Below are 22,650 nucleotides of genomic sequence, written 5' to 3'. Positions count from 1 at the left end.
CATGACGCAACAGTCTTCAGACTCGGCCTTCCATGTCGTCGCGGAGGCAGAGATGCAGAACAATAGCAGTCAACCATCGGCTGCGGTCGATACCCTTGCCATGGCACAAGCATGCCAGGACCACTACATCGCACAGCGGTTGCCGGCCTGGATGAAGCGGCTGAGCATGGCCGAATTCACCCTGCTGAGCGAGGCGCTGCCTGAACTGCTGGCCTGCCGTGCAGGCTTGGCGTCAGCGCTGGCGCGGCTAAGCAACCTGAATGCATTTGCCCGGCCCTTGCTGCAGCAAGCGCTCGGTGCCCACGGCGACCTTGATGTCGATCGCCTGTACTTTCGCCAGTGGTACACCTTTCCCTCACACACGATCCATTATGTAACCAGTCGGTTTCCGGTTGTCGGCAGCGACTACTACGACATTCCTCTGCTCGAGGCCGCTTTGTGCAATTTCACTGCAGACCAGCAGCGCGACCAGGCACAGGGCAATTGCCTGGTCGATGTGCGCGGCGCAAGGCGCAGTGAGCTGTCTGCACCGGGCTTCGCCAGGCTGTGTCGAGCGCTGGATCTTGGGCAGAAATACCAGGAGCATCTGGATTCGGTACTTCAGCCCGAAGTCAGGGGATTGCTGACGCGACGGCAACGCTACAGCATGCTGGTGGATGCCCTGCAGGCCAGGGCGCAGGGCATATTGAGCGCAGACGAACTGCAGTGGGTGGTGGCGCTGTGCATGAAGGACACGCTCGGCAAGCTCGAAGGCGCATCGGTTCGCGTGCGCCAGTTGGCGGTGTTCGGTTGCCGCTTGCAGCAAATCGTCGTGCTGGACGTGATCGACGCAGGCTTGCTGTTCAACACCAGTAAGCGCGTGCTGGTCTATGTACCGGGTGACCCGCACGGCCCCTGGAGCGTGCGCAGCGACCTGGAAGATTATGCCCGCCGGGTGCTTGGCAAACGCCTGCGCAAAGATGACTACCGGCGTTTCTTCAACCGCTTCGTGCGCCGACGCGATAGCCAGCGATTCTTCTCGGCCGTCAGTGAGCGGCTCGATGACGTGCCCGGCTGGGCAACCCGGGACCTCGATGAGCAGACCTTTGCCTATCGCCTGCCATTGTTCGAGCACCTTGCTGACGACTGGGTCGCGCGGATCAAGGACGATGCTGCGATCATCGCCCCGCCCGTGGCCTTGCTTGATCGCGAGATCCAGGCCGAACACGCCCGCCGTTTGCGTGCTGAAGGCTGGACCCTGTTGGGTGTTGCAGGGTTCTTCGTTCCGGGCATCGGTGCAGTGTTGTTGGGGGTGATGGCCTGGGAACTGCTTGAGCAGACGTTCCAGGCTGTAGGGGACTGGCAGGAAAACGAACGCAATGCAGCGCTGGCGCACCTGCTGAATGTAGGCAAAGGGCTGCTGGCTGTCGGGGCAACCGTTGCCGTAGTCGCCACGGCCCGACGCGCCTGGAGTGTGGTGGACAACCTGGTACCGGCGCAGCTGGAAAACGGTGAGGAAAAACTGTGGAACGCAGACCTCGGCCCCTATCGCTGCGAAAGCCCGCCAGACACGGCGGTGCCGGACATGGAGGGTGTGCACCGTGTTGGCGAGCGCCGCTGGATCAGCATGGACGGGCACTGGTATGAGATGACCTGGCACAACGACGATGAACAGTGGCAACTGCTCCCTTACCAGGGCTATGCGCCGCCGCTGCGTCACAATGGGGCCGGTGCATGGCGGCTGTGGTACGAGCAGCCCGCCGAGTGGGGCGACTCACGCCAGTTGTTCCGCCGCCTGGGCGGGCCATTCAGCGACCTCGACGACGCGCAGATCGACCGGTCGCTGGCGATTCATGGCCTGGATGATCAGCATCTGCGGGCATGGCATGTATATGGCCGACCGCCGGAGGCCGCGCTGCTCGACACCGTCGCGCGCGTGCGGCTCGCTGGCAGGATTGGTACGTTGGTCAACCAGTTGCGCGAGGGAGGGGTAACCGCAGACCCGCTACTGCTGGAGCAGGTCATGCGCCTTCCACAGGCCGCTGGCAAGGACGGAGCAGCGTTGGCCGATGTGGCTTGGGCCGGGCGACGAGAACTGCTTCAGGCGTTGTACGAAGAGCAGAATCCCGACACTGAAACTGGCCGCCTCTTACGACAGAACTTTGCCAGCCTGCACCGCTTGGCCGCGGATGAGGTGCTGCGCGATGCCAGCGAGGATGACCTGAAGCTTTTGCGTGAGACGGGGCGTGTGCCGTTGCTGATGGCCGAGGCAGCAAGGTTGCAGGTTGCGCGGATTCGAATGGCGCGGGTGTACGAGGCGCTGTGCATCGATACGCCGCAAAACCTCGACCTGGCGCGTGTGGTCCTGAACCTGCTGGTGCATGTGCCGGGGGCTGGCGGGCCGGGGTGGCGATTGTACGACGGTGATGCCAGCGAGCCGTTACTGACGGTCGAGGGATCGGCGCAGACGTTTGACCTGCTTCATCGTCATGGGCTGTTCCGCCTGCGTGCCCCAACGCACACGGTTGCCGGTGAGAGGGGCGAGTTGTTCGAGACCTTGGCCGCAGCCTATGACGACGCATCGCAAGCGGCCATCGGCCAAGGCCAGCCCTTCGTGCCTGCGTTGCGCCAGGCGCTGACCAACGTTGCTTTCGACCAACGCCAGACCGTGGTGAACCTGCTCAGGCTGGAACAGCCGAGCGGTTCGTTTCTCGCGCCGCAACGTCTTGCTGATGGCCGGATTGGTTACCCCATGGCGGGCGGCAGGCTCTGGGGGGCGTTAGGGCGAAACAGGCCAAGGGCGCTTCAGGCCCGGTTGCGAGACCTGTACCCGGCCTTTACCGACGAACAGATCGGGCGCTGGTTGGCCTCAAGTGACGCGCAGGCCCGGTTATCTGTGCTGGAGCAGCAATATGGGGTGCTCAAGAGGCACTTGACCCAGTGGGCACGCAGTGCCTTGCTGTCACCAGAGCTGGCCGCCCGGCGTGAGTTCAGAAAGGGGCTGATCAACTGCTGGCGCTGTCTTGTGCCGGAACTGCAAGGGCAAGCGGCACTGGATGACGGGCGCTTCATGCTGACCCAGACCATCAGCCGCTTGCGCCATCTGCCGGCCCTGCCCGCGCAAGTGGGCTTTCCCCACGTCTCGATCCTGGCCTTGCGCGCCATGCGCGTGGAGCACGTTCCGGATGAGTTTCTGCGGGCGTTTCCCAACTTGCGTAACCTGGAAATCACCCATTGCCGACTCACGCGTTTGCCACTGCCTCTGATGCTTGCCCAGAAGCTGGAGGTACTCGACTTGTCCGGTAACCAGATCACGCTCGACCAAGGCCAGGCGTTGGTCTTGGCAGATTGCCGGTCCCTGGTGTACCTGAACCTTTCGGACAACCCGTTGCGCAGGGCATTTTCCGTCCAGGCAATGACCGAGCTGAATGCCCTCTACCTGTCAAACACCCAGATGCCCGGGTTTCCCTACGGGCTGATGGACGCGCCAGAACTGCACACCCTGAACCTCAGCGACAACCATATTTCTGAACTGCCCGAGGGTTTTCATCAGTCGCAGTTGTGGCGTTCGGGCAGGGTCGAGCTTTCCGGCAATCCGCTGGAGGCAGCATATGACGGGGTTTCAACCTGGCATTTGCTTGAGGCCAGTCGCGTGCCTTACCGGTTGCGCTTTCTGGATGCGTTACCTGGCGAACGTCGAGATGAAATGGCCGCACTGTGGGCCCATGTGGAGTCCGAGGAGCAGTCGGAGGAATTCTTCAATACCCTGTCGATGCTGACAGAGTCGGGTGCCTTCAATCGCTCATCGACCGCGTCCGCGCTCGCGGCCCGTGTGTTCGACATGCTCCAGGCGATGTCTGAGCATGATGCCCTCAGGCATGAGCTGTTCGAGCACGCAGCGGCGACCGGTTGCCAGGATAACGCCACCGCTCGTTTCGCTGACCTTGAACTGCGACTGATGATATGGCGCACGCGGCACGGTGAATCTGCCCGGCGGCCTGAGCTGGCCTTGCTAAGGCTCGGTGCCGGGATGTGGCGGTTGGCGTTGCTCGATCAGCTTGCCGCTGAACATGCCTATCGGGTGGGGGCGGGCGCTGAGTCGATCGAATTTGCCTTGGCCTATCGAATCGCCTTGCGCAATGTCCTGGACTTGCCTGCCCAACCCGGTGAAATGCTTTATGCAGGCATCCCGGCGCTGAGTCATCAGGACCTTCTCCTGGTCCGTGAACGGGTCCTGATGAAACAAACCCGGGAAGATATCGCTCATTATCTGTCACGGCAGTGGTTCTGGCAGGATTACCTGCACAAGACTTTCCCGGTTCGCTTGCAAGTACCACCCTCCATGCACGCTGAACTGGAACGGCTGATGGCGTTGGGAAATCGGGAAGAGGATATCGCACGGCTGCAGACCAGCAACCAGCAACGCGAGCATGCGGTGTTGCTGCAGTTGACGCTGGAGGCGCTGGACCGGAATACGGTGCAGCCTCCGCTCAGCTAGCGGGTTGGCGGTTGTCTGAACGCAGGCATTAGCTATATAGCGCCTGGCGGGGAGCAGGCAACTTAGTCTGGCCTCTTTTCATGAAGAGGCCCCCGCTATGGACACCACTTTGCCGTCAGATGCGCAGGCCGCCATCGATGCTTTCCAGGACGGCATCATCGGCAGGCGCCTGCCACCCTGGTTGCGTCATGCACCTGCTGAGCAACTGCCTGAGATCGGCAGGGCATTGTCAAACAGCCTTCGCTGCTGTGAGCAAGTGAACACGGTGCTGCGAGGTATCGAGGGCATCGACAGTTTCGTCGCATCAGCCCTGGGGAAGGCTCTCAAAGAGCGTTACGGGCTTGGCCGTAACCCTTACTCACTCAGGTTTCTGGAGGGCCGCCGGGAAGCTGTGATCAACAGTCAGCCGGTGGGCGCGCACCTGACGGCCGTGGTCTATGAAGAAAAGCCGCTGCTCGAAGTGGCATTGCGCAACTTCACGGCCGCCCAGGCGCAGGAAGGCGGCCAGCCGCGCGGTAACCGCCTGCTGCTTCCACGCCACGGCACGGTCAAACCCCCTACGAGCATCGAATTTGCCGGACTGTGTCGTGAGCTGGACCTGGGTGAGCGCTATCAACGTCATCTGGATGCCATCCTCACACCCGCTGGCAATGCCGAGCGCCTGGTGTCTCAGCTTGTAGATGCCAGGCGCTACACCATGCTTGTGGACGCCTACAAAGCCAGGCAGGAGGGAACGCTGGATGCCAGCGAACTCAATGTGATGGTGGCTGTGTGCGAGAAGGGGGAGCTGCCGCGCCTGGCGGGCGACCTTGTGCAGGCCCGGCAACTGAAATTGCTGGGTTGCCAGATCGAGCAGGTCACCGTGTTCGTTGTCATTGAGCAGGGCGTCCTGTTCAACACGACGCGGCGGGTTTTGCTTTACGTGCCTGGGGACCCTTTTTCGCCTTGGCGCGCGTTCGAGAGCATCGACAAACTGAACCGCGAACTGGGCCGTTGCTTGCGAAACAAGGCCTACCAGCGTTTTTTCAGCCGCTTCGTTCTGCGGCGAGACAGCCAGGCTTTTTTCGCCCAGGTCGCGGAGCGCTTCGATGACCTGCCGAGCTGGGCTTTTCGCGATCTCGAACCGCGCTTGCAGGCTTACCCGCAGCCGTTGTTCATCAGCCTGGCACAGGCACATATCCACCAGATCAAGGACGATGCGGCGATGATCGCGGTCCCCGTGGCCAGGCTGGATCGTGAGGTTCAGCGCCAGCATGACCTGCGCCTTGAAGCCGAAGGATGGGCGCTGCTCAACCTGGCCAGTTTCTTTCTGCCAGGGCTTGGCCTGGCGCTGCTGGCCGTGACGGCCTGCGAACTGCTGGGTGAGGTCTACCATGGCGTCGAGGCCTGGCAGGAAGGCGATCGCCAGGAGGCGCTCGACCATTTGACTCATGTGGCGACAGACCTTGCTGTGCTGGCGACCACGGTAGCCGGGGTGGGTGTGGCTCGACGAGTTTGGGCACGCTCTGCGAAGGTCGATGCCCTGGTGCCGGCTCGGCTGGAGGACGGCACTGAGAAACTCTGGCAACAAGACGTGACCCCGTTTCAAAGCCAGGCACCCGTTGCAGCCTCAAGCCCGGACGCCTTGGGTATTCGGCGTCAGGACGGGCTGGCCTGGATCGAAATGGACGGGCATCACTATCGCGTGACAGAGGCGGGTGATGATCAATGGCAGTTGTATCCGGTCGACGGCCACGGGCCGTTGCTGCGTCACAACGGCTCAGGTGCCTGGCGGTTGTGGTGCGAGCAACCGGCTCGGTGGACCGACAAATACCGCATGTTCCGGCGTTTGGGCGAACCCTTCAGTGGGCTGAATGACGAACAGATCGATCAGGTTCTGCTGTTCCACGGCCTTGATGGCGACGACCTGCGTGGCCTGCATGTACACGCCCAGGCACCGAGCCCCGGGATGATCGACAGCGTGGCGCGGGTCAGGCTTGATCAACGCATCCGCAGCGTGATTGGCCGTTTGCGCAGCGGCGAGCCGGTAGACGATACAACAGTGCTCGATCACGCTCGGCACTTGCCAGGCGCGAGTGGCCTGGCAGATCAGGCACTGGCCGCGTTGGCCTGGACGCAACGGCGAACACTGCTGCAGCACCTTTTCGAAGCCTTGCAGCCCAGCGATACCCCTGGCAGCGCGGCGCTGCGCCGGGTGTTCCCGGGCCTGAGCGCGCGCACTGCGCAAGCACTGGTACAGGCCGCCAGCAGCGTGGATCGCATGCGGCTGCTGTCCAGCGGAAGGGTTGCTCTGGGGCTGGCCGAGGCGGCAAGGGGCAGTGTGCTGGCTACCCGTCAGGCTCGGGTATTTGAAGCGTTGTACCTTGATACGCCGCAGCATGCAGACCTGGCACGGGTGGCCTTGGGCTTGTTGCGGTATCTACCCGGAAGCGAACAAGGTGTGCGCTGGCGCCTGTACGAAGGCTCCCTGGGCGGGCCGATACTGGCGAAGACCGAGCAAGGGCCGCGGGCGTTCGATCTGGTGCACGTCAACGGTAGGTTTCAACTGCATGGCAGCCAGGGCACGGCGCTGGGTGAGGCAGGGGAGTTGTTCGACGTCATGGCCCCAGCCTATACCGAAGCGCAACGGCAGGCGATGGGGATCGGTGATCCATTCGCGCACAACCTCAGGGTGATGCTGGCGCGCGAAGCGGCACGCCATCGTGATGAGATCAGTCGTTTGCTTGGCGCGGTACGGCCAGGTGCTGTCCGAGGGCCCATGCGCTTGGCCGATGGACGTATCGGCTACCCGCTGGGGGGTGGCGGAGTAGGTGGTTTCGCATCAAGGGGGAGTGCCCTGAGGGCAACGCTGCGCGATCTCTTTCCGTGGTTGAGTGATGAGCAGGTCGAGACCTTCGCCGATGACGCCAGGCGTTCAGGGCATCAGATTGAACACGTACTGGCTGACCTTCGCAATGAGTTCGCCATCTTGCGCATGACACTGAATACCTGGGTGGCACGAGGGCAGGGCGATGTCAGGGAAGATCGAGAGGCTCTACGCCAGACGTTGTTCAATTGCTGGCGGCGGTCGGTGGGCGTGGGGGAACTGCAAATCCATGCACAGGAAAACCTCCACGTCATGTTCTGCAATTTCAGATCGAGCGGCTTGCCCAACATACCCCCACAGGTCAGCTTCAGAGGTGTGACCAGCCTGTCGCTGCTGCACCTTGACCTTCTGGAGGTGCCCAGCAGCCTATTGCTGGCTTTCCCTAACCTGCAAACCCTCGATCTGGGAGGGAACCTGTTGACGCGCCTTCCGCAGCCGTTGCTGCAGATAGCGCAGTTGCGGCATCTGAGCCTGACCAACAACCGGATCGTCCTGAACATTGCACAAACCGCCACACTGGCCAGTTGCACGAGCCTGCAGTCTCTCGACCTGTCCCACAACCCCCTGGGGAGCAGGTTCACGTTGGCGGGTTTGGCTGAATTGCGTTGGCTGAACTTGCGCGACACACAGATCTCGCAGTTTCCACTGGGCGTGTTCGACAACGCTCAGTTGGTATCCATTGACTTGCGGGATAACCGGATCAGGCACATTCCAGAGGGTTTCTATCAGTTGCCCGTGTGGCAGCGGCGGCGGTTCCGCTTGAATGCGAACCCCTTGGGCGAGGCCCAGACGTCACGCTTGCAGGCTTCGTTGAGCAGCGACGATCCTGCCCTCGACGAGGAGCAAGTGCTTCTGCGGCTGCAGCACGCGCGTGAAGTATGGGGGGATGCCGTGGCCCCAGAGCATCGCGGCTTGATGCTTGCTGCCTGGGACTCGCTGGATTCAGGGCAGGATGCCGAGCGTTTTTTCCGGGTGCTTCGCCAGTTGTTGCTGTCCGAAGACTTTCGTGTCAATGCGCGTGCACTGGGCAATCGGGTCATGGCGGTACTGCAAGCGATGGCCATTACGCCAGAGCTGCGGCAGAACTTGCTGTCGGTGGCCAATGATGAGTGGGGGTGCCAGGACGGTGCAACCTGGTGCTTGAGTAACCTTGAACTGAACTTGCTGGTTTGGCAGGTTGAGCACGCGGCTCAGGGAGAAAGCGAACGCGCTTTGCTAGACCTGGGCAGACGTTTATGGCGCCAGGATGCAGTCGACCTGTTCGCTACCCGATGGGCGTTACAGCATGGCAGGGCGCTGGAAGGAAGCGAGGTGGGGTTGGCTTTCAGGATCGGGCTGAGGGAGCGTCTCGACCTGCCATTGCAGGTGGGAGAAATGAGCTTTCTTGCGATCTCAGGCGTCCTGGATGCGGACCTTGCACAAGCAGAGGCTGCGGTGCGGGATGCAGAAACCCCGGAAGAGGTTGCCCGCTCCATGGTTGACCGTGAATTTTGGCAGGCGCACCTGGAGCGTTCCCATCCTGAGCGATTCGCTGCGGTCGACCTGCCGTTCAGAAGGCAGCTTGAAAGGGTGCTTGACGACGAAGCGCTGAGCGAAGGGGCCATGATCGACCAGGCGGATGCCATTCGTGATGCTCAGCGCGCTGCACGCAGAGGGCTGATGCTGGATATGACGATTCAAGCGATGGAAGTGGGACCCAAAGGGCCATCGATCGATGTGCGTTGACATACGCTCAGGGCAAGGGCTCGCCTGGCCCTGCCAAAGCGGCTTTGGGCTATGCTCAATCAAGCTGACAGTGGTTTGTACCAGCGCCGTAGTCTTGGCTTCAGGTGGCTCGGAAATCGACAGTTACTTTTGCACACCCCGTTCTGGAATGAAGTGGTTTAGGCTCCCTGTCGGATTTTTCTCCATGATCTGTAGTCATTGGTTTATCGAGACAATAAGGAGATACGCATGCTTGTCCGGTCACTGACCCTCGCAACCTTGCTTGCTGTTGCCGGCCCCCTGTTTGCCGCAGACAGTGATGCGCCTCTAGCCAAGGAACTGGGCAAGGCCAGACCATTGGTGGTTATCGCTCCCAGCAGTGCCGACCCGACGTTGCGAGGGCTGAACAAGGCGCTTGAGGACCCGGCCACCCAGGCCGCGTTCAAGGAGCGCAACCTTGTCCTGTACAGCGTCGCCAACATGATGGGCAAGCGAGAGGACAAGAACCTGGAGCAGCAGACCACAATGGCCCTGATTCGGGAACTGAAGCTGGGGGCGAGCAAGGGTACCAAGGTGATTCTGGTGGGCAAGGACGGTGAGCGGCACATGCTCAAGGACGACGACACCGGCGAGGCCATCGACCCGCAGGTGATCCTCAAGGCGGTCGATGATCTGCCTGCCAGCGAAAAGGCGATGGCGGCACCCGAGCCCGTAGCGGCTGCCCCGCAAGCCAAGGACAAGGACAGCAAGCCGGCCAAGCCCGCCAAGCCAGCGGCCCCGCCCAAACCGCTGGAAGACTGATCACGCCTCATGGCCCCAAGGCACCTTGGGGCCCGTTGCCGGGTGGTGTGTATCGCACTGTATCTGCCTGTGCTGCAGACCTACTGCCATACAAAAGCGCGCCCGGCACGATACATCCCCGACAAACCGCAACGGCCTAATGGCTCCACTTTCCAACCCCAGTGGAGCTGCATCATGACTCAAGCAAAAAACACCCTCGGCCTGCTCGGCGCCGCCCTGATCGGCAGCATGGCATTGAGCAACAGTGCGTTCGCCGTCGAGCCGCTGGCTCAAGGTTACCAACTGGCCTCGGCCAAAGTGGCCGGCGAGGGCAAGTGTGGTGAGGGCAAGTGCGGGGGGAGCGGCAAGGCTTCCCAAAGCGAAGGCAAGTGCGGTGAGGGTAAATGCGGCGCCGGCGCCAAGGCCGGGGCTGAGGGCAAGTGTGGTGAAGGCAAGTGTGGTGACGCCTCGTTCGCCAAAACCGACACCAATCACGATGGCAAGGTCTCGCGCGATGAGTTTCTGGCGGTGGCCAAGGACCGTGCCGGTGATTTCGACACGATCGACCGCAACCATGACGGTTTCATCTCCGAGCAGGAAGCGGCCGATCACCTCAAGGCGATTTACCAGGCCAATGGCAAAGCCATGCCGGATGGCTTGTTCAGCCACCTGACCGGCAAACCCTGACGTTCTACCCCATGAAACGCCACAACGCTCCTCCTGCTGGCCAGGTGGGGCGTTGTGCCTGTTGGAGAATTTTATGTTTCCTGCGATGTTGAACGTCGGGCTAGGCTTGCGTCGCGGCCTGTTGCCGGAACTGCTGGCCATGGAGGCCGGTGCAGTGGACTTTCTGGAGTGTGCGCCGGAAAACTGGATTGCCGTGGGCGGCGCCTACGGCAAGGGCTTGGCCCAGTTGGCGGAGCGCTTTGCTGTCACCTGTCATGGGTTGTCTTTATCGCTGGGTGGCAGTGCGCCGCTGGACCGCCATTTCCTCGAGCAGACCCGGCAGTTTCTCGACCGATACCAGGTGCGACTGTACAGCGAGCACCTGAGCTACTGCAGTGATGACGGGCACCTGTACGACCTGATGCCCATCCCGTTCACCGATGAAGCCGTACGCCATGTGGCCGCGCGCATACGCCAGGCTCAGGAGCAGCTGGAGCGGCGAATTGCCGTGGAGAACATCAGCTACTATGCCGCGCCGTATCAGGCGATGAGCGAGCTCGACTTCATTCGGGCGGTGCTTGATGAAGCTGATTGTGACCTGCTGCTGGACGTCAACAACGTCTATGTCAACGCCTGCAACCATGGTTACGACGCCCAGCAATTCCTTGCAGGCTTGCCCCAGGCGCGGGTGACCGGGATGCACGTTGCCGGGCATTACGATGAAGCGCCGGACCTCAAAGTGGATACCCACGGGGCAGCCGTGAAGGAGGATGTCTGGGCGCTGTACGCCAGCGCTTGTGCGCGCTTTGGCGTACAGCCGACAGTGCTTGAACGTGATTTCAACTACCCGCCCTTGGCCGAACTGTTGGCCGAGACGGCGCGTATGCGTGCTGTGCAATGCGCTGCCGGAGGGCAAGCAGATGAATGAGACCCTGCGTGCGCAGCAGTATGCCTTGGCCCGTCACCTGCGCGACCCACAGCGCCATGCCCCGCCGCCCGGCGTCGAGGCCCGGCGCCTGACGGTTTACCGTGAGTTGTTCTATGGCGCCATCGAAGGCTTGCTGGCTGGCAGCTTCCCGGTGATGCGCCAGGCGTTGGGCGAGCAGCGCTGGCATGCCCGAGTACGTGATTTCTACGCCAGTTACCGTTGCCAGACGCCGTTGTTTACCGAAATTGCCGAGACGTTCGTCGACTACTTGCAACATGTGGCGCTGGACACCCCTTGGCAGCTGGAGCTGGCGCACTATGAGTGGGTCGAGGCGCAACTGTACCTGAGCGATGCCGAGGACCCGGCGCATGACCCGGGTGGTGACCTGTTGGCTGGAGAGCCGTTGTTGTCTTGTGTAGCGCGGGTCCTGGCCTATCGTTGGCCGGTGGAACGCATTGGCGTGGACTACCAGCCAACGGCTGCCCCAGCATCGCCGAGCTTGCTGCTGGTTTATCGCGATGCCCGGTTGCAGGTGCGCTTTGCCCGGTTGGCACCTATGGCGTATCGGTTGCTGGTGGAGCAGGGGACTGGAAGAGAGCGGCTGCAGGCATTGGGCGGCGATGTGCAGCAAGGGTTGGCATTGTTGGAGGCATTGCGTGAGCAGGGCGTCATTGTCGGAACAGTTTGAAGGCACTGGGGGCTGCGCAGCAGCCCCGATCCTCATCTGCCGAACCGCATGCCAAGCCAATGATCGAGGCTAAGGCGCCCGGCGCCCTTGAACAGCAGGGGTAGTAACGCCACCAGGTAGATCAATGGCAATTTGTAATTGCCGAAGCCCTGGTCGGTAATGGCATAGCCTTGGGCCAGCTCCGCCAGGCCCGACCAGTGCGCCGGCCAGTGCACTGCCGCTATCGCTACAACGGTCACCACCATCAAACCCAACGATGCCAGCCGGGTACCCAGGCCCAACAGCAGCAGCAACGGCAGTACCAACTCGGCCCACATCGACAGCTGCCAGTTCAGCTCCGCGGGCAGCAGGTTGAAGGGGAACGGGAAGCTGGACTGCAGGTCGGCGAACCAGTTGCTGCCGTTGAATTTCTCCAGGCCGGATTCGAAAAACTCCCAGGCCAAAAATACCCGTAATGGCACGTCGGCGCTCCAGCTGCCGAGGCGATCAACGGTGGTCAGGGTACGGGTCAAGGTCGTCATTTGCGGTTCTCTCTTCAGGCAAGGGCGCGGGTGCTGCGGCGTTGTTTACGGGCCACTTTGGCGGTGAGCTTGACGGCGATGGCGCTGAACATCAGGGCGAACGCCAGCGGGTACCAGCCCCCCATGGGTATGCGCTTGTAGAACGACAGGCAGAACACGGCAGCCAGCACCCACATGCCGCTGCTGTGCAGCGCTTGCCAGGCACGGCCGCCCAACAGCCGCATGGGGGCTTTGAACGAGGTGGCGGTGAGCAGCAGCAAGAACAGGTAGCCGACCGTGCCGGGCAGGCTGGAAGTGAGCGTGCGGCCGGCCCAGAACAGCTCGGGGAATTGCAGGGCGTAGCGATAGATCAGCACGCCATGCACGGTGTGGGAGAACGCGAATGCCAACCCCAGGTAGCGTCGCTCCTGGAGGATGCGACGGCTTGCTGTGCCAGGCAGCAAGGTCACCAGCGACGAGGCCAGGAACGCCAGCAGGAACAGTGCGAACGAGCTGCGTGCGGTGGCACGGATGGCACTGCGCAAGCCGTCCGGGTCAGGTTGGCTGGCCAGGACTACGGCGGTCATCGCCAAGGTCAGGCCGGCGAGGGCGGCGAACAGCGTCCAGCCGGTGGGCAAGGTGAAGGCTTTCATCAGGGACTCCCGGGGTGTGTTTGTGTGACCGGGAGTGTCTCGAGGCGGGGTATCTGCAGTGTGTCAGGGGGATGCAGTTGTGTATCTGTTTGTAGAGGCGACCTCGCTTTTTACAGGAACGGCCCGATCGAGACACAAGGCCGTTCCTGCCAACGATCGCAGAAGCCGTTCAGGTGAGTTCGATCTGCGCGCACAATCCGCCCTGTTCGCGGTTGCTCAGGGTCAGCCGGCCCCCCATGGCCCGGATCAGCTGGTGGGCAATGGCCAGGCCCAAGCCGGTGCCACCCGTGCTGCGATTGCGTGAACCTTCCACCCGGTAGAACGGCTTGAGCACTTCATCCAGCTCGTCAACGGGTATCCCTGGCCCGTTGTCGAGCACGCGGATGATGGTGGTACTGCCCTCGCGAGACACTTGCAGCTCGGCAGCACCTGCAAACTTCAGGGCGTTGTCGACCAGGTTCACCAGTACCCGGCGCAGCGCATGCGGGCGGGTTTCCAGCAGGGTATCGCTGCTGCCGTGGCGTTCGACCTGGGCGCCGCTGTCCTGGTAGTCGAATACCAGGCTGTCGAGAAAGGCATCAAGGTTGACCCGGCAGGTCGCTTCGGTGCTGCTGTCCATGCTGCGGGCATACGCCACGCCTTCGCGCACCAGGTGTTCCATTTCATCCAGGTCGCTCCAGAACTTGTCCCTTTCGACCCCCTCATCCATCACTTCGACCCGCAACTTCATGCGAGTGATCGGGGTTTGCAGGTCGTGGGAAATGGCCGCCAGCAACTGCATGCGTTCCTTGAGGTGGGCAGCAATGCGCGCCTGCAGGGCGTTGAAGGCCACGGCAGCGTAACGCACCTCGCGTGGCCCGCTTTCATCCAGTTGCACGCCGGGCTGGTCCGGGTCGAGGTTGTCCACTGCCTGGGCCAGACGGGTTAGCGGGCCGATGGCCAGGCGTACCGCCAGCCAGGTACACAGCAACAGCACAGCCAGCTGAATCAGCAGTACCACGGGCAACCAACGGGCTACCGGGACCGGTGCTGGCGTCACGTCGATGGTCAGTGGCGCGCCGTCGGCCAGCTTAAGGTGCGCCTGGAAGTGCGCATTGGGCCCCGGGATTTCCAGGAAGGTCAGGCGGTAGTCGCTGCCAATGGCCTTGACGATCGACGCGGCGGCCATCGGTGGGTCACTGCTGGGCATCGCTTCGCCTGCCAGGCCCTGGTCGAGGCGATAGCGGTAGGTGCGCCGTTCCAGGCGTGGCAGCCAGGCGGCACGCTCGGCTGCGGGCAGGCGGTCAAGGATGGCAACCGAGGTCGCCACGTCCTGTTCGAGGTTACTGAGCATCATCGAGCGGCTGCTGATATAGCGCTCGTAGGCCTGCAGGCCGAACGACAGACCATAAGCCAACACCAGGCCGGTGAAGAAGATCAGCGCCAGACGCGAGGCCAGGGTGCGCGGCCATTTCATGAGGGGGTCTCGAGCAATTGCACCGGCAGCGAAAACACGTAGCCCTCGCTGCGCACGGTCTTGATGCAGCTGGGCTCGCGGGCATCGTCACCCAGGCGCTGGCGCAGGCGGCTGACCAGCAAGTCGATGGAGCGGTCGAAGATGTCGGCTTCGCGGCCCTGGGTCAGGTTAAGCAGTTGTTCGCGGCTGAGCACCCGCTGCGGGTGGTCGAGGAACACCCGCAGCAGGCGGTACTCGGCGCCGCTCAGGGCCACCAGGGTTCCTTCGCTGTCGAGCAGGTGGCGCGCGGTGGTGTCCAGGCGCCATTGACCGAAACCCAGCAGGCGGCTGCTTTCACTGATGGTCAGGTTGGGGGGCAGCATGCGTGTGCGGCGCAGCACGGCGTTGATGCGGGCGAGCAGTTCGCGGGCCGAGAACGGTTTGGTCAGGTAATCGTCGGCGCCCATTTCCAGGCCGATGATGCGGTCGGTTTCGTCATTGCGGGCGGTCAGCATCAGCACCGGCGTATTGCGGTGCTTGCCGGCGCGCAGCTCGCGGCACAACAGCAGGCCGTCGTCGCCAGGCATCATGATGTCGAGCACGATCAGGTCGACGCTGTTGGCTTCGAGAAAGGCGCGCATCTGCCGGCCGTCGGCAACGATGCTGGTGCGCAGGCCGTTCTTCTTCAGGTAATTGCCGACCAGTTCGCGGATCTCGCGGTCGTCGTCGACGATCAGGATGTGATCGACGTGTTCCATGCGCTGGGTTCCTGTGCAAAGTGGGTTGGGCGCAGTGTACCGAGCGCGTTCGCCCTTGCCTGCGGGAGTTTGTATTGCAGTGTATCTGGCACGGGTAGGGATACAGCAGGAGGCACATCACAACGTTGGGCGACACATGCGGGATACCTGGCTGACGTGAAATGGCTCTCGACCGGGGAGCAACACTCCTCACGCCCAAGTGTTACCCAGGAGAGAAGCCATGAACCTCAAGACTATCGCCAGCGCCAGCCTGTTCGCCGTGCTCAGCTTCGGTGCCATCGTCGCCCAGGCCGCCACTGCCCCGATGCAGGATGGCGGGGTCATGCAGTACCGCTACGGTCAGCCTCTGGATGTGAAGAAAGTGCTGTCGGTGCAGGATGATCAGCACAATGCCTGCGGCCTGGTGAATACCCGAATGGACTACCTTGACTCCCATGGCCAGCGACAAAGCGTGCAGTACCTCACCTATGCCACGGACGGTTGCCATGAAAACTGATCGGCGCCGGATGCTCAAGGCAGGTGGTTTTGCGCTGGCGCTGACGGGGCTTGGATTGGCGGGGCACCTGAAGGCACGCGACAGCTACGGCGCCATGCCATCGCTGGCGGGCGCCAGCCAGTGGTTGAATTCGCCGCCCCTGGATGCCCCGGGGCTCAAGGGCAAGGTGGTGCTGGTGGACTTCTGGACCTGGGACTGCATCAACTGCCGGCGCAGCCTGCCGCATGTGAATGATTGGGCGCGGCGCTATGCCGATCAAGGGCTGGTGGTGGTGGGGGTGCACACGCCCGAGTTCGACTACGAGCATGATGTGGCGACTTTGCGGGACAAGGTAGCCCGGTTGGGTATCGGGTATCCGGTGGCGGTAGACAATGACTACAAGGTGTGGAATGCCTGGGGCAACCAGTTCTGGCCGGCGCATTACTTTGTCGACCGCAAGGGGCAGGTGCGCCATGTGCACTTTGGCGAGGGGGATTATGGTGGGCAGGAACAGGTGATACAGGCTTTGCTGGATGAAAAAGGGTGATTCTCCTCTACCGGCCTCTTCGCGGGCATGCCCCACAGGGAGAGTGCAATCAGTAACGTTTGCGCAGTACCTGTAGGAGCGGGCGTGCCCGCGAAGAAGCCAACACTTTTCTATCAGGTGAAACTGGCAAAGTGCGCCTGCATTCGCGCCGCATCCGCCTGCCGCCCGCTGAACAGCTCGAATGCCTTCACCGCCTGGAACACCGCCATGTTGCTGCCATCCAGCGTGCGGCAGCCCAGTGCCCGGGCCGCGCGCAGCAGTTCGGTCTCCAGCGGGAAGTAGATGATCTCTGCCACCCACAGGCGGGGATGCAGCAACTCCACCGGCAGTGGCGTGCCCGGTAGCTTGGCCATGCCCACCGGCGTGGTGTTGACCAGCCCGTCCGCTTCGGCCAAGGCTGTGGCCAGGTCGGTGCCAAGCACGGCGCGCTCCGCGCCGAAATGGGCGTTCAGGTTGTCCACCAACGCCTGCGCACGGGTCGCATCCACTTCGAACAGCACCAGCCGTTCTACCCCTTCACCCAGCAGGGCATGGGCCACGGCCGAGCCAGCGCCACCGGCACCCATCTGCACCACCTGGCGCCGTGCAACGTCGGGCAGGCCACGGCGCAAGCCTTCGGCAAAGCCCAGGCAATCGGTGTTGTGGCCGACGCGCTTGCCGTCCTTGAGCACCACGGTGTTTACCGCGCCGATACCACGGGCCTCGTCAGACAGCTCGTCGAGCAACGGCAGGATTGCCTGCTTGAACGGGTAGGTAATGTTCAGCCCGGTGAAACCGGTATGTTGCGCGGCTTCGAGCAGGCCGGGCAGGGCGCTGTCGTCCAGTTGCAGCTGGTCGGCGTCGATCAGCCGGTACAGGTAGCGCAGGGCCTGGGCGTCGCCTTCGTGTTCGTGCAGGGCCGGGGTACGTGACAGTTGGATGCCGCGGCCGATCAGGCCGGCGAGGATGGCTTGCTGGCTCATGCCGCACGCTCCTGCAACAGCTCGGCGAAGTGGCTCAGCGCCATGCGGTAGCCGTGGCTGCCCAGGCCGCAGATGACACCGACGGCGATGGACGATACGAACGACAAGTGACGGAACGGCTCGCGTTTGTGCACGTTGGACAGGTGCACCTCGATCACCGGCAGTTCGCTGGCCACCAGGGCATCGCGGATGGCGACCGAGGTGTGCGTCCAGGCGCCAGGGTTGATCACGATGCCGGCGCAGCGGCCACGGGCGGCGTGGATCCAGTCGATCAGTTCGCCTTCGTGGTTGGTCTGGCGGAATTCGATTTCCAGGCCGTGGGCCTGGGCAGTATCGGCGCATCCCTGAGCCAGATCAGCGAGGGTTTCGTGGCCGTACTGGGCAGGCTCGCGGGTGCCCAGCATGTTCAGGTTGGGGCCGTTGAGCACGAGAATAAGGGGCTTCATGACGGGCATCGCTTTGTTGTTGTTGAATGCCCATAGTTTTGTACTGACTGGTTAGTTCCGTCAATTGGACAAGGTCGTCGCACCGGGAAAGTGGGCGATTATCGAACTTCTTCAGGGGGATTGGCGTGAAAGGCAGCAGGAAGACATTTGTGAATGTGGGGCTGCAAGGCAGCCCCAGAACGCTTAAACGGTCCTTCGGGCTCCAGCCCGCACACCGTCCACGCCTACGTCCTCATGCAAAGAAATCCGCGACGTTTCCGGCAACGCCAACCCGCCCACCAACGCCACCAGCGCAATCACCACCAGGTAGAACGCCGGTGCCAGGCTACTGCCGGTCTGTCCGATGAGCCAGGTTGCCACCAGCGGTGCTGTGCCGCCAAACAGCGTGTAGGCCACGTTGTAGGTAATCGCCGAAGCGGTGTAGCGGGTACGGGTAGGGAAGCTTTCCGACAGCAATGCTGCGGTAACCACGCCGCTGCACAACGCCCCCACCGCGAGCAGGATCACCCCCAGCAGCGCACCCGACATCGAGCCAGAGCTGGCCAGCCAGTACGCCGGGAACACGCAAAGCATCACCCACAGGCAGGTAAAGCCGATGGTCTTGCGTCGCCCCACCCGGTCCGAGAATGCCCCGGCCAGCGGGCAGCCCACGGCGGCGAACAGCAGGGCCACCGTGGTCACCAGCAGTGACTGCGCACGGGTCAGGTTGCCGACCAGTTGCAGGTAGGTGGCGAAGTAGGTGGTGAACATGTAGAACGACAACGCGGTCAGCGAAATGAACGCCCCCAGGTTGCGAATGACCCGGCCATGGTGGCGCAGGGTTTCTTTCAGCGGTGAATGCTCGTGCTCCTTGCCCTGGGCGACGGCTTCGCGGAACGCCGGGGTTTCTTCCATGCGCCAGCGCAGGTACAGGCCGACCAGCCCCAGCGGTGCGGCAATCAGGAACGGAATGCGCCAACCCCAGGCATTCATCGCCTCGGTCGACAGGCTGGCTTCCAGGCCATAAGCGATCACTGCCGCACAGGCAAAGGCGGAAAAGGTCGACACAGGCACGAAGCTGCCATAAAAGGCACGCTTGTCGTCAGGCGCGTGCTCCATCAGGTAGGCGCAGGCCCCGGCATATTCGCCGCCGGCAGAAAAACCCTGCAGGCAGCGGGCCAGGGTCAGCAGCGCCGGGGCTGCCAGGCCGATACTGGCGTAGGTCGGCAGCAGGCCGATCAACGTGGTGGAGCCGGCCATCAGCAAGATGGTCAGCGACAGGATGCGCTTGCGTCCCAGGCGGTCGCCCAAGGCGCCAAAGACGATGCCGCCCAAAGGGCGCAGCGCAAAGGCCACGGCGAACACCGCGAAGGTTTTGAGCAAGGCCACGCTGGCGTCTTCGCTGGCGAAGAACTGGCTGGCGATCAGCGTGGCGAGAAAGCCGTACACGGCGAAGTCGAACCATTCGACGAAATTGCCGATGGCCGAAGCGGCAATCACCCTGCGCAGGGTGGCGGGGGATACCTCATGATGTGCGGACATGCGGGTGCTCTCCGGTTTCCTTTGGCAGCCATGTTGAAAGTGGCGCAGTAGGGCCGCGCCATCGTTATTGTGCTTGCCAGTAGATAGCCGAGCGCTGCAAGGCGCTTTGTCGAGGGCGACCTCGGTATACCTGATTCGACCGGTGCAGCAGGTTATAGCCGGAGTGCCCCCAACGGCCTGTCAGGCCGCACGCTCAAGCACATCCAGCAAGTCGATGAACTCCAGGGCAAGTTTATGCCGCGGCGCCAAATGCACTAATGGCACCGAGGCATGGTGCGATTCACGCATCTTGATCGAACTGCTCAGGTACACCGGCAGCACCGGCATGCCTTCGTTGCGCAGCTGCTCGACCAGGGTCTGGTGCAGCGCGGTGCGGCCGGCGAACTGATTGACCACCACACCTTCCACCTGCAGCGCGGGGTTGTGGTCCTGGCGCAGTTCTTCGACCTCGGCCATGACACTGTGCAGGGCCTGGCGCGAGAAACTGTCGCAGTCGAACGGAATCAACAGGCGCTCGGCCGCCACCAGCGCGCTGAAGGTGTAGAAATTCAGTGCGGGTGGGGTGTCGATGTAGATCCGCTCATAGTCCTCTTCCAGTGCCACAAGCAACTTGCGCAGCTTGTTGATCTTGAACTTGCTCTCCAGCTTGCTTTGCAGGTCGCTGAGGTCTGGGCTGGCGGTGACCAGGTGCAGGTTGTCGTAGCGGGTTTCGGTGATTGCCACGCGGTGCTTCTTGCCGGCGGCGGTAACCGGCGACAAGGTCTGGCGGAAGAAGTCGGCGATGCCGGGTGGAATGGTGTCGTTGACCAGCCCGGTGAGGTAGAAGGTGGCATTGGCCTGCGGGTCGAGGTCGACCAGCAAGGTACGGTAGCCCTCGGCGGCGCTGGCAGCGGCGAGGTTGCAGGCGATGCTGGATTTGCCGACGCCACCTTTCTGATTGAAAACCACACGACGCATGAGACGCTCATCCATGAAGTAAAAATGTCAGGTCGGGGTCAATCCTATGACTGAAACGCTGCAGTTTTATGACAGGAATTGTTACAAACCACCGAATCATCGTTGCCTGTCCCGGCATTTTCACGGGCAAGCCCGCCCGATGGGTACAACATAAGACGTTCAGGCAAAAGCGACCCGGTTGCGCCCCTCTTGCTTGGCCCGGTAAAGCGCCCGGTCAGCCTCGCCCAGTGCGTTCATGGGCTCGCCATGAGTCTCGCCATCCCAGTGCGTCACCCCCAGCGAAATCGTCACGGCGCCCACCGATTCCACCGGCATCTCCTGTACGGTCACCCGCAACCGTTCGGCCACCGCGGCCGCCACGTTCAGGGTGGCCCCAGGCAGCAATATCAGGAACTCCTCGCCGCCGGTGCGACACAACAGATCGCCCTCGCGGCAACAACGGCGCATGATCTCCGCCAGTTGGCGCAGTACCTGGTCGCCCACGTCGTGTCCATGGCTATCATTTATCCGCTTGAAGTGGTCGATATCCAGCGCAATGGCTGCAAACTCCCGGTTTTCAGCCTCCAGCAACGACAGGCTGATTTCCAGGCTGCGGCGGTTGCCCAGGCCGGTCAGCGGATCGGTCTGGGCGTCCCGATTGAGCCGGCCGATACGCTCTTGCAGCAAGTTCAGGCTGAACAGCAACGCGCGCTTGAGCTCGGCCGCCTCGAAGTACCAGGCCCGCACCTGATGCAAATGCTCGGCGGTACCGGCGCGGTCCATCGTGCGGGCACCGGCGGCGAGTTTCCACAGCGGGCGGGCGATGGTACGGGCCAGCCACCACAGCAGCAGGCTGCCAACCAGCGCCAAGGGCGCCGAACTGGCGATCACGTTCAGCACCAGATGGTGCAACGGCGCCACCGTCTGCGCCAAGGGCTGCTGCGCTACCACGCCCCAGCCGGCGCTGGGCACAGTGGCGAAGCCAGCGAGCATTTCCACGCCCAGGCTATTGGTCAGTTGCCGGGTACCACTGTCCAGTGTCTCCATCTGGTCGACCAGCGCATTGCCCTCCACCACCGTGCCTACCCGCTCGCTACGGGGGTGGTACAGCAGGCGTCGGTTGCGGTCGACCACATACAGGTACGAACCGTCCTTGTAGAAATGCTCGCCCAGCAGGCTGTTGAGGATGTTGCGTTCACGCAGGTACAGGCTGCCACCCACATACCCCAGGTAGCGGCCGTTGCGATCGAAAATGGGTTGCGACAGCGCCACAACCAGGTTGTCGGCCGCCGACAGGTAGGGCGTGGAAACCAGTGGACGGCGTTCGTGCAGGGCTTCCAGAGCGCCGGGTGACTGCACGTGGGTGCCGACCAGGTGGCGTAGCGGGGCGGGGGATACTGCCAGCAGTACACCGTTGGCATCGATCACGAAGGTGGAGTTGAAGGCCATGCTTTGGCCCAGTAGGCGGTCGCTTTCCACCTGCAGCGCAGCGGCATCGCTCAACTGCCGGCTTTGTACGCTGGCGCTGAACATCAGTTGCTGCAAGGCATTGCCTATGAAGGTTTCGGTGATGCTGGCCAGCTTTGTCGCATACACCCGGTTGGCTTCCAGGGCATTGTCGATCAATAGCTGGCGCTGCACCCGGTAGCTGGCGAAATAGCTGGCGCACAGCATGACCACCGCGGTGAGGGCGCAGAGCACCAGAATGAGTGTACGTAGATCCAGGCGCAATCCATGCTTGGTGTGTGTCAATCCTGACCTCGGGTGATCGTAAAGGGCGGCTGAACGGAAGTTACCTTGGCCAGCAGCGCTCAAGAGCCTGCATTGTCCAGCGCCTCAAGTTCGTCTTCCACCCGTTGCATGCGCTGCTCGACCAAGGCCTGCACGTTCACATCGCGGGCGGTTTCGCGCATCAGGGCGGTGAGTTTTTCGCTCAAGCGTTTGCCGGCTTCGGTGTCTTCCAGGGCGCGAGCTTTGGCTGGGTCCTGGGTGGCGGCGACGATGGTGGCGAATTCGGCGTCGCTGAAGTTCTTTTCGCTGTACAGGCGGAACAGGTCCCGGCGCTGGTCCTCGACGGTGAGGTGCTTGCGCAGTACGTCCTGGATGGTCGCTTGCGACAACTGCGGATGACTGCGGCCCAGCAGCGCGGACATGCGCTCGATGTTGTGCGTGTAGGCGTCCTGCAGCGGCAGCTGGCTGAGGATCTGTTCTTCACGGGAGGGTTTCTGGTCGCAGGCGGTGAGTGCAGCAGCCAGCAACAGGGGTAACAGCAACTTCGGGAGGCGAGGCATGGTGTGGCCTGGTCGGG

Annotated in this window: 18 protein-coding genes; 8 read left to right on the top strand and 10 right to left on the bottom strand. The window is 62.6% G+C overall.

What is annotated here, in order from left to right:
* Nucleotides 1-52: 52 nt before the first annotated feature.
* The 6 genes from ACI7M0_RS16955 to ACI7M0_RS16930 all read left to right on the top strand — a co-directional run bounded on the left by ACI7M0_RS16955 (nt 53) and on the right by ACI7M0_RS16930 (nt 12,109).
* Nucleotides 53-4,477 carry an NEL-type E3 ubiquitin ligase domain-containing protein gene (locus ACI7M0_RS16955; RefSeq protein ID WP_129932533.1) on the top strand — a complete coding sequence of 1,475 codons (4,425 nt, stop codon included), beginning with the start codon at nt 53-55 and terminating at the stop codon, nt 4,475-4,477.
* Between the two features lie 97 nt (nt 4,478-4,574).
* Nucleotides 4,575-9,068, top strand: coding sequence for an NEL-type E3 ubiquitin ligase domain-containing protein (locus tag ACI7M0_RS16950; protein WP_129932532.1), 4,494 nt, complete (start codon nt 4,575-4,577; stop codon nt 9,066-9,068).
* Between the two features lie 228 nt (nt 9,069-9,296).
* Entirely contained in the window at nt 9,297-9,848 is a 552-nt protein-coding gene (locus ACI7M0_RS16945) for a DUF4174 domain-containing protein (protein WP_020192801.1), read from the top strand.
* A gap of 174 nt (nt 9,849-10,022) precedes the next feature.
* Entirely contained in the window at nt 10,023-10,514 is a 492-nt protein-coding gene (locus ACI7M0_RS16940; protein ID WP_129932531.1) for an EF-hand domain-containing protein, read from the top strand.
* A 73-nt stretch (nt 10,515-10,587) separates the two neighbouring features.
* On the top strand, nt 10,588-11,421 hold the full coding sequence (locus tag ACI7M0_RS16935) for a DUF692 domain-containing protein (RefSeq protein ID WP_129932530.1): 834 nt from the start codon (nt 10,588-10,590) through the stop codon (nt 11,419-11,421).
* Nucleotides 11,414-12,109, top strand: a complete 696-nt coding sequence (locus ACI7M0_RS16930; RefSeq protein ID WP_129932529.1) for a DUF2063 domain-containing protein — start codon at nt 11,414-11,416, stop codon at nt 12,107-12,109. The genes ACI7M0_RS16935 and ACI7M0_RS16930 overlap by 8 nt, the downstream gene beginning before the upstream one ends.
* Nucleotides 12,110-12,141: 32 nt before the next feature.
* On the opposite strand, the gene ACI7M0_RS16925 is transcribed toward ACI7M0_RS16930, so the two are convergent.
* The 4 genes from ACI7M0_RS16925 to ACI7M0_RS16910 all read right to left on the bottom strand — a co-directional run bounded on the left by ACI7M0_RS16925 (nt 12,142) and on the right by ACI7M0_RS16910 (nt 15,455).
* Complete coding sequence (locus tag ACI7M0_RS16925; RefSeq protein ID WP_129932528.1) at nt 12,142-12,630, bottom strand: DoxX family protein; 489 nt, start codon at nt 12,628-12,630, stop codon at nt 12,142-12,144.
* A gap of 14 nt (nt 12,631-12,644) precedes the next feature.
* Nucleotides 12,645-13,262 carry a ferric reductase-like transmembrane domain-containing protein gene (locus ACI7M0_RS16920; RefSeq protein ID WP_129932527.1) on the bottom strand — a complete coding sequence of 206 codons (618 nt, stop codon included), beginning with the start codon at nt 13,260-13,262 and terminating at the stop codon, nt 12,645-12,647.
* Between the two features lie 169 nt (nt 13,263-13,431).
* Nucleotides 13,432-14,718 carry a HAMP domain-containing sensor histidine kinase gene (locus tag ACI7M0_RS16915; RefSeq protein ID WP_129932526.1) on the bottom strand — a complete coding sequence of 429 codons (1,287 nt, stop codon included), beginning with the start codon at nt 14,716-14,718 and terminating at the stop codon, nt 13,432-13,434.
* Nucleotides 14,715-15,455, bottom strand: coding sequence for a response regulator (locus ACI7M0_RS16910; protein ID WP_014591607.1), 741 nt, complete (start codon nt 15,453-15,455; stop codon nt 14,715-14,717). The genes ACI7M0_RS16915 and ACI7M0_RS16910 overlap by 4 nt, the downstream gene beginning before the upstream one ends.
* 220 nt (nt 15,456-15,675) lie before the next feature.
* Here ACI7M0_RS16910 and ACI7M0_RS16905 point away from each other — a divergent pair, with 220 nt between their 5' ends.
* Together ACI7M0_RS16905 and ACI7M0_RS16900 are read left to right on the top strand one after the other, a co-directional pair.
* Complete coding sequence (locus ACI7M0_RS16905) at nt 15,676-15,951, top strand: DUF2790 domain-containing protein (protein WP_129932525.1); 276 nt, start codon at nt 15,676-15,678, stop codon at nt 15,949-15,951.
* A gap of 10 nt (nt 15,952-15,961) precedes the next feature.
* Nucleotides 15,962-16,477, top strand: coding sequence for a thioredoxin family protein (locus tag ACI7M0_RS16900; RefSeq protein ID WP_049587599.1), 516 nt, complete (start codon nt 15,962-15,964; stop codon nt 16,475-16,477).
* A 113-nt stretch (nt 16,478-16,590) separates the two neighbouring features.
* Here the strand turns inward: ACI7M0_RS16900 and ACI7M0_RS16895 are convergent, their stop codons facing one another.
* The 6 genes from ACI7M0_RS16895 to ACI7M0_RS16870 all read right to left on the bottom strand — a co-directional run bounded on the left by ACI7M0_RS16895 (nt 16,591) and on the right by ACI7M0_RS16870 (nt 22,633).
* Nucleotides 16,591-17,439 (bottom strand): shikimate dehydrogenase, encoded by an 849-nt coding sequence (locus tag ACI7M0_RS16895; RefSeq protein ID WP_129932524.1) that lies wholly within the window; start codon nt 17,437-17,439, stop codon nt 16,591-16,593.
* Nucleotides 17,436-17,885, bottom strand: a complete 450-nt coding sequence (aroQ, locus tag ACI7M0_RS16890) for a type II 3-dehydroquinate dehydratase (protein ID WP_014591603.1) — start codon at nt 17,883-17,885, stop codon at nt 17,436-17,438. Before aroQ ends, ACI7M0_RS16895 begins: the two co-directional genes overlap by 4 nt.
* 183 nt (nt 17,886-18,068) lie before the next feature.
* Entirely contained in the window at nt 18,069-19,406 is a 1,338-nt protein-coding gene (locus ACI7M0_RS16885; protein WP_064492437.1) for an MFS transporter, read from the bottom strand.
* A gap of 180 nt (nt 19,407-19,586) precedes the next feature.
* Nucleotides 19,587-20,363, bottom strand: a complete 777-nt coding sequence (locus ACI7M0_RS16880) for a ParA family protein (protein ID WP_129932523.1) — start codon at nt 20,361-20,363, stop codon at nt 19,587-19,589.
* Between the two features lie 159 nt (nt 20,364-20,522).
* Nucleotides 20,523-22,094: a sensor domain-containing diguanylate cyclase gene (locus tag ACI7M0_RS16875; protein ID WP_104962089.1), complete on the bottom strand. Its 1,572-nt coding sequence runs from the start codon at nt 22,092-22,094 to the stop codon at nt 20,523-20,525.
* 59 nt (nt 22,095-22,153) lie between these two features.
* On the bottom strand, nt 22,154-22,633 hold the full coding sequence (locus ACI7M0_RS16870) for a hypothetical protein (protein ID WP_010953367.1): 480 nt from the start codon (nt 22,631-22,633) through the stop codon (nt 22,154-22,156).
* Between the last annotated feature and the right edge of the window lie 17 nt (nt 22,634-22,650).

The organism is Pseudomonas sp. 10(2024) (genome assembly GCF_045164175.1).
Lineage (GTDB): Bacteria > Pseudomonadota > Gammaproteobacteria > Pseudomonadales > Pseudomonadaceae > Aquipseudomonas > Aquipseudomonas alloputida.
The sequence above is the reverse complement of the archived record's forward strand: the minus strand, read 5'-3'. Positions and strand labels throughout refer to the sequence as shown.

Excerpts from the sequence above, each read along its gene's own strand:
- aroQ (WP_014591603.1), bottom strand. The coding sequence starts at position 17,885 with ATGAAGCCCCTTATTCTCGTGCTCAACGGCCCCAACCTGAACATGCTG.
- ACI7M0_RS16905 (WP_129932525.1), top strand. The coding sequence starts at position 15,676 with ATGAACCTCAAGACTATCGCCAGCGCCAGCCTGTTCGCCGTGCTCAGC.
- ACI7M0_RS16925 (WP_129932528.1), bottom strand. The coding sequence starts at position 12,630 with ATGACGACCTTGACCCGTACCCTGACCACCGTTGATCGCCTCGGCAGC.
- ACI7M0_RS16955 (WP_129932533.1), top strand. The coding sequence starts at position 53 with ATGCAGAACAATAGCAGTCAACCATCGGCTGCGGTCGATACCCTTGCC.
- ACI7M0_RS16950 (WP_129932532.1), top strand. The coding sequence starts at position 4,575 with ATGGACACCACTTTGCCGTCAGATGCGCAGGCCGCCATCGATGCTTTC.
- ACI7M0_RS16895 (WP_129932524.1), bottom strand. The coding sequence starts at position 17,439 with ATGAGCCAGCAAGCCATCCTCGCCGGCCTGATCGGCCGCGGCATCCAA.
- ACI7M0_RS16885 (WP_064492437.1), bottom strand. The coding sequence starts at position 19,406 with ATGTCCGCACATCATGAGGTATCCCCCGCCACCCTGCGCAGGGTGATT.
- ACI7M0_RS16915 (WP_129932526.1), bottom strand. The coding sequence starts at position 14,718 with ATGAAATGGCCGCGCACCCTGGCCTCGCGTCTGGCGCTGATCTTCTTC.
- ACI7M0_RS16880 (WP_129932523.1), bottom strand. The coding sequence starts at position 20,363 with ATGCGTCGTGTGGTTTTCAATCAGAAAGGTGGCGTCGGCAAATCCAGC.
- ACI7M0_RS16920 (WP_129932527.1), bottom strand. The coding sequence starts at position 13,262 with ATGAAAGCCTTCACCTTGCCCACCGGCTGGACGCTGTTCGCCGCCCTC.
- ACI7M0_RS16935 (WP_129932530.1), top strand. The coding sequence starts at position 10,588 with ATGTTTCCTGCGATGTTGAACGTCGGGCTAGGCTTGCGTCGCGGCCTG.
- ACI7M0_RS16900 (WP_049587599.1), top strand. The coding sequence starts at position 15,962 with ATGCTCAAGGCAGGTGGTTTTGCGCTGGCGCTGACGGGGCTTGGATTG.
- ACI7M0_RS16940 (WP_129932531.1), top strand. The coding sequence starts at position 10,023 with ATGACTCAAGCAAAAAACACCCTCGGCCTGCTCGGCGCCGCCCTGATC.
- ACI7M0_RS16930 (WP_129932529.1), top strand. The coding sequence starts at position 11,414 with ATGAATGAGACCCTGCGTGCGCAGCAGTATGCCTTGGCCCGTCACCTG.
- ACI7M0_RS16945 (WP_020192801.1), top strand. The coding sequence starts at position 9,297 with ATGCTTGTCCGGTCACTGACCCTCGCAACCTTGCTTGCTGTTGCCGGC.
- ACI7M0_RS16870 (WP_010953367.1), bottom strand. The coding sequence starts at position 22,633 with ATGCCTCGCCTCCCGAAGTTGCTGTTACCCCTGTTGCTGGCTGCTGCA.
- ACI7M0_RS16910 (WP_014591607.1), bottom strand. The coding sequence starts at position 15,455 with ATGGAACACGTCGATCACATCCTGATCGTCGACGACGACCGCGAGATC.